This is a genomic window from Blautia sp. HCP28S3_G10 (genome assembly GCF_052065235.1).
Lineage (GTDB): Bacteria > Bacillota > Clostridia > Lachnospirales > Lachnospiraceae > Blautia_A.
In genome coordinates this window covers 39,755-51,970 of sequence record NZ_JBQHUL010000013.1, presented here as the reverse complement: position 1 = coordinate 51,970, position 12,216 = coordinate 39,755, and the positions used below count along the sequence as shown (strand labels likewise).

Annotated in this window: 10 protein-coding genes; all 10 read right to left on the bottom strand. The window is 43.6% G+C overall.

Going from position 1 to position 12,216, the window contains the following annotated elements:
• Window positions 1–57: 57 nt before the first annotated feature.
• On the bottom strand, window positions 58–846 hold the full coding sequence (gene acsE / locus ACTNB8_RS07350; protein ID WP_296155250.1) for a carbon monoxide dehydrogenase/acetyl-CoA synthase methytransferase subunit: 789 nt from the start codon (window positions 844–846) through the stop codon (window positions 58–60).
• Window positions 847–925: 79 nt separating this feature from the next.
• Window positions 926–2,272: an acetyl-CoA decarbonylase/synthase complex subunit gamma gene (gene acsC / locus ACTNB8_RS07345; protein ID WP_441053570.1), complete on the bottom strand. Its 1,347-nt coding sequence runs from the start codon at window positions 2,270–2,272 to the stop codon at window positions 926–928.
• A 24-nt stretch (window positions 2,273–2,296) separates the two neighbouring features.
• Window positions 2,297–3,238 carry an acetyl-CoA decarbonylase/synthase complex subunit delta gene (acsD, locus tag ACTNB8_RS07340; protein ID WP_296155254.1) on the bottom strand — a complete coding sequence of 314 codons (942 nt, stop codon included), beginning with the start codon at window positions 3,236–3,238 and terminating at the stop codon, window positions 2,297–2,299.
• Window positions 3,239–3,353: 115 nt separating this feature from the next.
• On the bottom strand, window positions 3,354–5,480 hold the full coding sequence (acsB, locus tag ACTNB8_RS07335; protein ID WP_441053568.1) for an acetyl-CoA decarbonylase/synthase complex subunit alpha/beta: 2,127 nt from the start codon (window positions 5,478–5,480) through the stop codon (window positions 3,354–3,356).
• A gap of 172 nt (window positions 5,481–5,652) precedes the next feature.
• Window positions 5,653–7,782, bottom strand: coding sequence for an acetyl-CoA decarbonylase/synthase complex subunit alpha/beta (gene acsB, locus ACTNB8_RS07330; protein ID WP_441053567.1), 2,130 nt, complete (start codon window positions 7,780–7,782; stop codon window positions 5,653–5,655).
• A gap of 16 nt (window positions 7,783–7,798) precedes the next feature.
• The gene (locus ACTNB8_RS07325; RefSeq protein WP_441053565.1) at window positions 7,799–8,572 is read right to left on the bottom strand and encodes a nucleotide-binding protein; all 774 of its coding nucleotides are present in this window, start codon (window positions 8,570–8,572) and stop codon (window positions 7,799–7,801) included.
• A gap of 34 nt (window positions 8,573–8,606) precedes the next feature.
• Window positions 8,607–10,499 (bottom strand): anaerobic carbon-monoxide dehydrogenase catalytic subunit, encoded by a 1,893-nt coding sequence (gene cooS / locus ACTNB8_RS07320; RefSeq protein WP_441053563.1) that lies wholly within the window; start codon window positions 10,497–10,499, stop codon window positions 8,607–8,609.
• A gap of 194 nt (window positions 10,500–10,693) precedes the next feature.
• Entirely contained in the window at window positions 10,694–11,464 is a 771-nt protein-coding gene (locus tag ACTNB8_RS07315) for a nucleotide-binding protein (RefSeq protein WP_441053561.1), read from the bottom strand.
• A gap of 30 nt (window positions 11,465–11,494) precedes the next feature.
• Entirely contained in the window at window positions 11,495–11,677 is a 183-nt protein-coding gene (locus ACTNB8_RS07310) for a CooT family nickel-binding protein (RefSeq protein WP_441053559.1), read from the bottom strand.
• Between the two features lie 28 nt (window positions 11,678–11,705).
• Window positions 11,706–12,116, bottom strand: coding sequence for a cobalt transporter (locus ACTNB8_RS07305; RefSeq protein ID WP_441053558.1), 411 nt, complete (start codon window positions 12,114–12,116; stop codon window positions 11,706–11,708).
• Window positions 12,117–12,216 lie beyond the last annotated feature (100 nt).

Below are 12,216 nucleotides of genomic sequence, written 5' to 3'. Positions count from 1 at the left end.
ACCACCTTTCTTTATAAAAAAAGCCGGAGGCCGAAGCCTCCAGCCCTTTGTAACTGATTAGATTTCCAGATAGGAATCTGCATACAGGTAATTATTTTTGATGATATCGCAGGATTTGATTGTTTCCATCAGACGAAGGTCGTTAGGGTTAACGATTGCTGATGTAAGACCCTGCATCATAGCCATAGCTACCATAGCGGAATCCATGATCGGACGGATATGTTTCGGCATACCATTGGAGTTATTGGAAAGACCGCCGGTGCTCTTCATTCCCATGTCAGAGATCATTTTGATGAAATCAAGAACTTCCATCTGTTTGTCCTGCATTCCTTTGATAACAAGGAACAGCGGGTCGAACCACATATCGTTCTCAACGTCCATGCCCTGTTCCATACCACGTTCCATCATGGTCTGCATGTACATCATACGTTCATCGTTGTCTTTTGCGATTCCTTCACCGTTGCAGAGAGCGATAACGATTGCATCGTTAGCTGCTGCAAGGTCAATGTATCCGATTCTTCCAGCTGCATCAGCGGAGTTAACGATCGGTTTACCTTTATCGCGGTTGTATACGGAAATACCAGCTTCGATAGCTGCAACATTGGATGTATCCAGAGCCAGCGGAACATTGTCAAAATTGCTCTGCAGAAGTTCTACTGCCCATTTCATAAGTTCAGGTCCGTCGTTTTCAGCAGGTCCGATATTTACATCAAGATAAGTAGCGCCTGCATCAAGCTGCTGTTTTGCTCTTTTGAGGATCGGTTCAGGATCTCTCTCTGTGAATGCTTTGTTTACTGCCGGTGCTGTTGTTGAAAGTCTTTCTCCAATTGTTACAAATTTAGCCATACCCGTATTCTCCTTTACATTAATTAATAATGGACAGGGAGGGAATACTTCCCTGTCCATGAATATTATTGCGGGCTAATTATGCCTGCATATCTTTTAAGAATTTAACAAGCTGTACTGCTTCTCTAGGTCCTACGATGATTTCCCATCCAGGAAGTTTTGCTTCAAGGTCACCTTTCAGGACTGCTACTTTACCAGGAATAACCAGTTTACGGCATTTTACTTTAGGTTCAACTTCAGCTTTGATGTATTCGGAAATACTTGTGCTGGAGAATTTACCTGCTGCCCATGATGTAAGTACGGAAAGTCCGCCTGCATCGTTGATTACCAGGTTAAGCGGAACACCGGAACGTTCCAGTTCTCCGGAAACTACGAAGTATGTAAGAGCGAAGTCTACGGTTGTAACAACAAGAGAGTTCTCGTCTGCACCGTTCAGTGGGTAGATACCCGGCTCTACTTTCATCGGTTTCTGTGGGTCTGTATAAACGTTCTGGCGAAGACCAAACAGAGGAAGTGCTTCTGCATAAGTCATCTGTTCCATAACGATGATTGAACCGTATTTCATTGTAAATACGGAAGCAAGTGCTGCCTGTAAATGATAATCGCCTTTAGCGAGTTTAACCAGGTTAACAATGGAAGGATATCCAAATGTTCTGTCCTGATCTTTCAGTGCTGCACGACGAACCTGTACAGTATTTGCGAAGGTTTCTTTGATATCAGCACCTGTTGTGTCAAGAACAAGGTTCTTGTTTCCAAGTTTTTCGATAGCTGCAACTGTATCATACAGTTCGTTGAGATCTTTACCGGATACACCGAGAACTACACCAGCTTCTGTAGCAACAGCGCTCATTGCTTCATAGTTGGAAGCGTTTGCTCCGTTCAGAACCGGTTTGCTGTCTTTGCATACTGCAAGAGCTGCTTTTGCTTTTTCAGGATCTGTACATCCGAGAACCAGAGTTCTTCCCAGTCCTGCTGCTTTTTCTACTAATGCTGTGTATTTTGCTGCATCAGCATTTTCGTCACAGTTTACATATACAAGTTCAACATGCATTCTCTCACCGATACGGTCATAGTCTACATGCGGGATAGCTGCGATCTTTGCATCTACTTCTGCATCATCCATGCATGTGCACAGTGCAACTGCATATCTTGGTTTGCTTACAAATGTTTTTTCATGTCTGAAAAGAACAGTTTCTCCTCCGAGAGTGAATTCTCCATCGCCTGTTCCGATCTTGATTGTCTTCATCGGCGGTGCAGTTGCTTCTGACAGAGAAGCCAGAGCTTCGTCAGACATATGTGGACACTGTTCGATCTTCATTGCGCCCTGTGCAACTTTCATGGAGAACGCCATACAAGTCGGACATCCACATTCCTTACAGTTTTTCTTTGGTGTTAATTTAAAAATCTGAATACCATTCAGTGCCATAGCTAATTTATCCTCCTATTATTCTTACACAAGTGCATCGATCATCTTAGCAATTGTTTTGATAGATTCCGGATGTCTTAAGATAACGGCGTCAGATCCTGCTGCCAGGTCTGCTGCTGCTGTCATGACTTCCATATCGATTCCACGCTCGTCTGCTGATCCCCATTCAGGCATATCAGCTTCGGAAGCTGTTGCTTCTTTAACTGCCCATGTCTCTGCGGATACAGGTGTAATAATAGGCATCTGCAGCATGTTGTCGTTCTGACCTAATGCTGCTCCCTTGATACGGTCCATAGTGGAAACTACGTACTCATATCCGTAACCAGCTGCTGCACTACCGATATTCATAACGATTTTCTTAGCGTCAACGCCAAGCTGTGTAGTAACAACGTTCAGCTGTTTTGCAAGGTTGATATCAACGGCTGATTCTGCACCAACGATCTGATTGTATGCAAGACCTGCTGCTGCACCGATTGCTTTATAGTTTTCTTCTTTTTCGGAAAGAAGAAGTACATTTCTTCCCTGAAGAACATCTGCTACTTTCGGGAGAAGTTCCGCATCCTTCTCTACGTTTTTGCAGCCTTCTACAACAAGTGGACAGTCAATAGCATCTGCTACTTCTTTAACAACTGCAATCAGTTCGTCAACGGATTTGTTTTCTCCGTTCGGATCTCCACCGTCAAGGATAAGTGCTACGAAATCTGCACCTTCAATTGCTGCAGCTTTTTTTGCAATGTCAGCCATTGTTGTTGCACCTTCATAGTATGCTTTGATTCCGTCAGAGAACTCGTCAAGACCAAGGTCAGAGATTTCTACGCCAACCTTCGGACGATTTTCTGATGGAGCATCAAAAGTATAGAATGGAAATGTGCTGTCTCCACCAAATGTCACAGTCTTTTCTCCGCTACCGATTGTGACAGAGTTGATTTTTGCGTTAAACTTTTGTGGTTTCTGATTAAACGGCATTTCTCATAAGCCTCCTCTAAATTATTTGAATTAATATTCACTCCTGTCCTATTATACTACATCACCCGTGGTATTTACAATGGCAGGGAGAGAATTTGTTAAAAAAAACACATATTTACATCATTGGATCCATTGCAAGTGCCGGATGTCCTTTTTCGGTAAGGAATGCTACCAGTGTTTCAGGATCTGTTGCAACTGTTTCATCACCGATCATATCAGTGAAGTTTTCGATTCCATAAAGTTCTTTTGCTGTCTTGTTCAGACGTTCGGCAACTGTTTCTTTCAGTTCTTTCGGCATCCATACGATACGCTCAATACCGCCTTCTGCTTTCATGAATTTCTTGGAAGAAATGAAATGCTTGCCATGTCCCATAAATCCAGGTGTCTGAACACCGCCACCTGTCATGGAAGCCATTTCAGGGAATGTCATTCCAAGTGGTGTCTGACCTGCATATTCACGGTTAGCGATAACTACACCGTTTGAGAACGGTTCGATACCGCAGATACATTCGAAGCATCCACAGGAAGTCATAGGATCCTGCATGATGGAATACAGTGTTACATGTTCCAGCGCACCCTGAGAGAATTTCTGAACTGCTTCATCAACGTCTTCATAAGAACCAAGATTCTCATCGATCGGACGTTCTTTTGTAATAACCTGACACGGACCTGTAGGATCGAGTTCGTTGGTTGCTTTTGCATCCAGCCATGAAACGGCACCGCACAGTCCAAGTCTTTCAGGTGTTACAACGCAGACATGGCTTGGTGAGAATGCCTGGCAGAGAATACAGCTGTAATATACATCTACAGACTCATCTGTCAGTGTATCCAGACGTTCATCACGTTTGTCAAATGTCGGAATTGCAACTTCATGACGGATTCTTGTACATTCTGCCGGATCTGTGTAGATAGTAACTGCACATTTATCAACAACTGCGTCAAATTCATTTTTGACCTGTGCATACAGAACTTCACCGAAATGTTTTGCACGGAATCCGGCATTAAATGCTTCAATGCTGATTCGAATACGGAACATATCTCTCTGTCCGGTATGATATACACCTTCAATACAGTTGATGTAGTTATGGAATTTACGTTCGATGACCGGTTCAAAATCAGGCTGCATCTTCTTGCCTGCAACTTCGACCACATATGCAAGGCTGTGTTTGCTGCCTGGTTCAAATGTATCTACTTCCGGTCCAACGACTGTAATCTTGTGATCTTCAACTTCAGCCATCGGTTTTGTCTGAACAAGTTCCGCACAGTCAACACGGGAACCGTCAAATTCAACCTGCATGTCTTTACGACGGATAATTTCTCCTTCAAATGCAGATGCAAATGCTACAGGAATATCAATATCTGTGATTTTGATCTTAATATTTCTGGCTTCCAGAGAAACTTTATTAAAATCTGCTACATTCGGGCAGGCAATCAGTGCTCCAGGAACTTCTACGATGTTCTGATCTTCGTTGGAAATTACAGGGAAGCCAAGTTTGATGGCGCCTGCACCAGCTGCAAGTATCACATCATCAATCGGTTTGAAAGCATTGACAAATGCCGGAACACGGTCTTTTGTATATGTAAGAAGTGCTCCTGCATCTCCAGGTGTTACATTACCGAAGATAAGTGCTGCACGGATAGCAACAGATACCACATGCACAACTGAAGTAACATCTTTGCCCAGAGGAACGATACGCACATTGTATCCCATTTTCAGTCCAAGTTCAGCAGCCTGATCAATGATTCCGCCTACCAGTGTTACAAGAATACCCTGTTTCTGGTAACTCTTGATCAGATCAACACCTTCCTGAGCTGTAGGTGCTGCGCCAAGGATAACTGCCACACCAGGAATATCTCCTGTTACAAGCGGTACACCAAGCTCACGGATAATAGAATCTGCCAGATGGCCATAGCATGGTTCGCTGTACGGTTCTGCTCCATCCAGATATTTCAGTGCTTCAATAAATTCTGCGCAGAGAGCGGTAGCCACACCGGACATCAGTGCATCATCAAGCTCATGATTTCTTGTCATAAGTGTCTTGACAACGCCAAGGGCTTCTTTTAGTTCTCCCAGTGTTTTTACTTTTACGCCGGTTACTGCGTAATAACATGGCAGGCAATATGCCGTATGGGGGAAGCCCACTGCTTTGTCTGCACCATGTTTCTGAATTGCATCGTCCACAGCCTGTACGGTAAGTCCGTATACTGCATCGTTTCCGTTGAAAATTCTGTTAATTAACATGTGCACATCTCCACTCTTTTTGTATTTTGAAACTAGTTAAATTATAAGCTTAACATACTATAAACCTGAAATTATCTGCATGACTCGCTACTGACGTAGCTTTACGTCCTGCAAATAATTCCAGGTTGATTTCCCAGAGAATGAATGCTCGCATTCATTCTCTTTGCGGAAATCACATCATTGGATCCATTGCAAGTGCAGGATGTCCTTTTTCGGTAAGGAATGCTACCAGTGTTTCAGGATCTTCTGCAACTGTCTCATCACCGATCATATCAGTGAAGTTTTCGATTCCGTAAAGTTCCTGTGCTGTCTTGTTAAGACGCTCAGCAACAAATTCTTTCAGTTCTTTTGGCATCCATACGATACGCTCGATACCGCCTTCTGCCTTCATGAATTTCTTGGAAGAAATGAAATGTTTTCCATGTCCCATGAATCCAGGTGTCTGAACACCACCACCTGTCATAGATGCCATTTCAGGGAATGTCATTCCGAGTGGAGTCATTCCTGCATACTCACGGTTAGCAATTACTACACCGTTGGAGAATGGCTCGATACCACAGATACATTCGAAGCATCCGCAGGAAGTCATAGGATCCTGCATGATGGAGTACAGTGTAACGTGCTCCAGTGCGCCCTGTGAGAATTTCTGAACTGCTTCATCAACATCTTCATAAGATCCGAGATTCTCATCGATCGGACGTTCTTTTGTGATTTCCTGGCAAGGTCCGTTAGGATCCAGCTGATGAGTAGCTTTTGCATCCAGCCATGAAACGGCACCGCAAAGTCCAAGTCTTTCAGGTGTAACAACACATACATGGCTTGGTGAGAATGCCTGGCAGAGGATACAGCTGTAATATACATCTACAGATTCATCTGTCAGAGTATCAAGACGCTCATCACGTTTGTCGAAGATCGGGATTGCAACTTCATGACGTACTCTTGTACATTCTGCCGGATCTGTGTAGATAACAACCTCACATTTATCAACAACTGCATCAAATTCGTTTTTAACCTGAGTGTAAAGGACTTCACCGATATGTTTGATCTTGAAGCCTGCGTTAAATGCATCGATGCTGATACGGATACGCTGCATGTCACGCTGTCCTGTATGATATACACCCTCAATACAGTTGATGTAGTTGTGGAATTTACGTTCGATAACCGGTTCAAAGTCAGGCTGCATGTTCTTGCCGGCAACTTTTACAACATATGCAATGCTGTTCTTGCTTCCAAGCTCCATGTCATCTACTTCCGGTCCTACTACTGTGATCTTGTGATCTTCAACTTCAGACATTTCACATGTCTGAACAAGCTCAGCACAGTCAACACGGGAACCATCGAATTCAACCTGCATATCTTTACGACGAATGATCTCACCTTCGAATGCAGATGCGAATGCTACCGGGATATCTACGTTAGTGATCTTGATTCTGATATCACGAGCCTCAAGAGAAGTAGCGTTGAACTCTTCAATGTTAGGCTGTTTGATAAGGCTCTTCGGTACAGATGGTGTGTAATCCATATCGTTTGTTACAACCGGGAATCCATAATAGATTGCACCTGCACCACATGCAACTGTTTTTTCATCCAGAGGTCCGAATGCATTGACAAATGCACGGAATCTGTTGAATGTATACTCCTGAAGAGCTTTCTTGTCGCCAGGTGTGATGTTACCGAAGATCATTGCTGTTCTGCATGCTGCGGATACTGCGTGGCATACGGAAGAGATATTTTCTCCGATTGGGAATACACGTACGTTGAAGCCTGTTTTGTAATTAGCTTCTTTTAACTGTTCGATGATTCCACCAACCAGACATACGAAGTTACCCTGAGCCTGATAGCTCTTAACCAGTGCACATGCTTCTTCTACTGTAGGAGCTGCGTTGATAATAACTGCGATACCTGGGATATCTCCTGTTACAAGCGGTACACCAAGTTCACGGATCTGAGCATCTGTCATATGTCCCAGATATGGTTCTTCATATGGTTTCTGTCCATCGATATATTTAACTGCTTCGATCAGCTCTGCAGATAAAGCAGTTGCAACGCCTGATTTGAAGCCAGCGTCAAGACGTCTTTCACGAGTCATAAGAGACTTGATATATGTAAGGGCTTCTTTAGCTTCTTTCAGAGTTGTGATTTTTGTTCCTGTCTCTGCATAATAACATGCAAGAGTATATGCGGTATCCGGAAATCCAATGGCCATATCTTCGCCATATTTGGCAATAGCTCCTTCTACGGCTTCCACGGCTTCTGCATACATGGTATCATTTCCGTTAAATACGATATCAAATAAAAGCACTGTCATACCTCCTGTTTTATAAATCGGCCTGCCGATCTATCTTTGATTTGATTTTGGTAATTTCGTCGGTAACGGTTTTGCTGAAATCGTAAGGGGATTTGCCCTGACGGTCCGCATCCATTACTTCAGTGTTGTAATGAATCATGCCCAGAAGATCTTCTTCGGGGATTCTCTCACGGATAAAAGCTTCATCATCTTCGTTGCGGACTTTGTTTGCAACAACCTTTACCTGTGAAACTCCCAGATCCTTGGCCAGACGCTTAACATTCCGATATGTCTGTACACTTCTTGCACCAGGTTCGATCACTACGATGAAAGCATCCACGCTTTCTGTAGTTCCTCTTCCCAGATGTTCCAGTCCTGCCTCCATATCAAGGATCACTACGTCATCTCTGTGGAGCACAAGATTATTGATGATCCTTTTCAGCATGACATGTTCCGGACAGACACAACCGCCTCCTCCGGTTTCTACAGTGCCAAGTACCAGAAGCTTCACACCGTTGCACACCTTGCCGTATGCATCCGGTATATCATCAACCTTGGGGTTCAGTTTATAAAACTGATTCTGGCTGTTGGCGCCGGTACGTTCCTCCACCAGTTTTCTCATTCTTGAAATGGGAACGATAGAATCAAGTGTCTCCTCATCAAATCCCAGTGCAAGTCCAAGGTTTGCGTCCGGATCCACATCTGCTGCAAGCACATGTTTTCCTTCTGCTGCGTATAGTCTGGCAAGAGTTGCGGCAAATGTTGTTTTTCCTACACCGCCTTTACCGGTTACTGCTATTTTCATAATGTTATCGCGCCTTTCTGTTTATTCTGTCTTATCAGATGCCGAGAGCAGTTCTCTTCTCTTCAATTCTCTCGATCATCAGATCGCCTAATTTGTCAATATCTTTTTCTACTGTGTAAGCAGCTTCAACCCAGTCTCTGATGCCGCCCTTAAGCAGTCCGTCTACTTCTGTAGAACCATATACATATGGATCTACACCAAGATATGTATCAATACCTGTAGCAACTACATAGTTACCGATTGATACTGCTTTTTCGGACATCCATTCAGGAGCACAGCCAACAAGCGGGATCTGGGAGATGTTCCATCCGGAATCTTTTGCAATTCTGGCAGCAAGAACCATCATACGGCTGATATCTACGCAGGATCCCATATGTAATACAGGCGGGATATCTACGAGTTCACATACTCGTTTCAGACCTGCGCCGCAGAGATCTTTGGCTCTCTTATCCATCAGACCTGCTTTTGCAGCTGCCTGTGCGGAACATCCGGAAACTACAAGGATGATATCGTTAGCAATAAGTTTCTTCATCAGTTCAATGTGTGCAGCGTCCGGACGAATTTTCGGGTTGTTACAACCTACCATAGCTACTGCACCACGAAGTACACCTGATTTAACACAGTCAACCAGAGGCATCATTGTACCAGTTACATCAACATGGCTGTTTGTTACTCCGTCGAGTTTCTTTTCAATCTGTTCTACGGAATATCCGACAACTGCTTTCTGTTTCATCTGAGGAATATAAACCAGATCTTTATTTCTGTTTTTGAAGTTATCGATTGCAAGTTTTACAATCTGTTTTGCATTTTCACCGGCTGTTTTTGCATTGAATCTGATAAAATCAGAATCTGGCATCTGAGCGATTGGAGAAGTTGTGATAAATTTAGTATGGAAGCATTTGCTCAGAGGTCCCAAAGCAGGGAAAATACACTGAACATCAACTACGATAGCTTCGCATGCACCTGTCAGAACCACGTTTTCCTGCTGCAGGAAGTTACCTGCCATCGGGATACCACGACGCATTGCAACTTCATTTGATGTACAGCATACACCTGAAACAGTGATTCCCTGTGCACCTACAGATTTTGCGTAGTCGATCATTTCCTTACTGTCTGCATATTCACAGATCATTTCGGAAAGACTCGGGTCATGTCCATGAACAACGATGTTTACGTTTTCTTCAACCATAACACCGAGGTTTGCTTCTGTTTCGATTTCCTTAGGAGTTCCGAAAAGTACATCAGAGAACTCAGTTCCCATCATGGAACCGCCCCAGCCATCGGAAAGTCCGTTACGCAGAGCCTGACGGATCAGTGCTTCTGCTTTTGAAGAACATCCCATATGTGTCATATGCATTGCGCAGGACACTTCTCTGTCAATAGCACGTGGAAGGATTTCTTCTCTTTCCCAGATTTTCTGAGTATGCTCAGGTGCTCTCTTTGTGAATATCTGATTTCCGAAAGGTTTACCATATTCCAGAAGTCCTACTTCAGCAACTTCATGTGCAACATCATAAAGATCTTTTCCTTCTGTTTCTACGCCAAACTCAGCTGCAAGTCTGTACAGTTTTTCCTCATCTTTTACGTGGTAATTTCCATCTGCTGATGAAGCATACAGGGTGTGACAGATTTCACGGCCATGATCTGAATGTGTAGCAGCACCACCAGCTGTGAAACGAAGGAAGTTTCTTCCTACGATACCATGTACATCACAGCCACAGATACCTCTCGGTGCCTTTGGTGTAATACGGCATGGACCCATTGAACAAATACGGCAGCAAACGCCGGATTCGCCAAATTTACAGTGCGGAGTCTGATTTTTTACTCGAAACTGCCAAGCATCAGCGCCTACCTTTGCGCCGGTTTCTAAAAGCCGGTTAGTGGCAGCTTCAAATTCTTCCACTGTAGTTAATTTGAATTCACTCATTATAGACCTCCTTTAATGATACATGAATGAGTCATGTATATTTGCCTTTCTATAAATTTTATATAATAACCCCGCAGACAGAACCCATCCCCGCCCATGGGTTATTTTCGGTAATAAAAAATGCTGTATTTTCAGCCGAAAATTCCCTTGCTGCCAGAAGCAGCAGGGGAAATCATATTATTGTTTACAGTTACTTATAAATTCAGATTTGCAACAATTTCTCTGAGCGCTTTCTTTACCGGATTGTCTTCCGGAAGATCCGCTGTCGGTTTGCCTTCGCAGTCATATTCATATACATCTTCATCCTGTGGTACAACTCCAAGGAGATGCAGTCCCTGATTCTCGATTTCTTCCTGAATACCTGCGTTCAGCTTGCCGCCCGGTGCACGGTTAACGATCAGTCCGACTGTATCCGGTTTCATTCCGCATTCATCAATCAGTTTGGCAATTCTGCCAACCGCCTGAATTCCTCTTCTGGAACAGTCGCTGACAAGAATTGCTGTCTGCATGGACGGAAGCACACCTCTGCTGATGTGTTCCATACCTGCTTCGTTATCTACTACAATATATGGATAATGATTCTGATACTTGGCAAGCTGGGTCTGAAGCAGACCATTTACATAACAGTAACAGCCTTTACCCTGTGTTCTGCCCATTACAAGAAGATCAAAATCATCATCTTCTACAAGTGCATCTTCAAAACGCATCTCCGCATAATCTGCTTTTGACATTCCTTTCGGAATCGGGCTTACCTTCGCAAGCTCTGCCTGTGCGATCTCTTCACGTACATCGCCGAGAGTTGTCTCTACCTCAACCCCGAGGACTTCGTTAAGATTGGAATTCGCATCTGCATCGACTGCAAGGATCGGTCCTTTTTTCTGTTCACAGAGATACTGAATCAGCATCCCACATAAAGTGGTCTTACCTACGCCGCCTTTACCAGCGACCGCAATTACATGTGCCATACTATTAGAGTGCCTCCTGCTCATTATGTCTTATTCGCATGCAAGTTTTACAATACTGTTGGCCAGATCCACCATAAGGATCCTGCCTTCTACAATTTTTTCATCCCCCATGATATCTCTGAGAGTGAGTTTGTTTCCGTCTACTTCGATCTTCGCTACATTCTTGAAGATAACTGAGTCATCACTTTCTTTATATACAGTTGCAAGACACATTTCTGTCACCTCCTGAAGTAAGTTATGTCTATTTCATTTCTTCTTTTACAAGTGTAAGTGCAAGTCCGAGACGCATGTTTCCTTTCTGGAAATCGTCTACAGCTTCTTTAATTGTTTTTGCGGAAGCTGCGAGTCCCATCTTCTGCAGATTATCTGCCATCTGATCAAGTTCTGATGCATGATGTTCATTATGCTGAAGCATATAGGTCAGAAGTGCGATAGTTTCTTTTTTACAGTCACCTCCATCACAGGATCCGCAGTGGCTGTGTGTATCCCCACATCCATCTCCATGAGAGTGTGCATGCTCGCCATCCGCTTCATGGCTGTGTGCATGTGTGTGTGTTACACCATCTGCGTGTGTGTGCTCATGAGTATGTTCCGGTGTATGTTCATGTCCGTGCTGGACGAGATTACCGTTTTCATCTTTTATAAGATGCATATTGTACTCCTTTCTCTGGTCTTACCGACCATGTTGTCTATTTCAAGACAAACTTATGACAAGTTTTTATCAATTGGTTTCATTATACATCTTTTTTTAT

Bases quoted from the DNA above. Each gene is read 5' to 3' on its own strand.
- ACTNB8_RS07305 (WP_441053558.1), bottom strand. From the start codon at position 12,116: ATGCATCTTATAAAAGATGAAAACGGTAATCTCGTCCAGCACGGACAT.
- cooS (WP_441053563.1), bottom strand. From the start codon at position 10,499: ATGAGTGAATTCAAATTAACTACAGTGGAAGAATTTGAAGCTGCCACT.
- ACTNB8_RS07310 (WP_441053559.1), bottom strand. From the start codon at position 11,677: ATGTGTCTTGCAACTGTATATAAAGAAAGTGATGACTCAGTTATCTTC.
- acsE (WP_296155250.1), bottom strand. From the start codon at position 846: ATGGCTAAATTTGTAACAATTGGAGAAAGACTTTCAACAACAGCACCG.
- acsD (WP_296155254.1), bottom strand. From the start codon at position 3,238: ATGCCGTTTAATCAGAAACCACAAAAGTTTAACGCAAAAATCAACTCT.
- ACTNB8_RS07315 (WP_441053561.1), bottom strand. From the start codon at position 11,464: ATGGCACATGTAATTGCGGTCGCTGGTAAAGGCGGCGTAGGTAAGACC.
- ACTNB8_RS07325 (WP_441053565.1), bottom strand. From the start codon at position 8,572: ATGAAAATAGCAGTAACCGGTAAAGGCGGTGTAGGAAAAACAACATTT.
- acsC (WP_441053570.1), bottom strand. From the start codon at position 2,272: ATGGCACTGAATGGTATTCAGATTTTTAAATTAACACCAAAGAAAAAC.
- acsB (WP_441053568.1), bottom strand. From the start codon at position 5,480: ATGTTAATTAACAGAATTTTCAACGGAAACGATGCAGTATACGGACTT.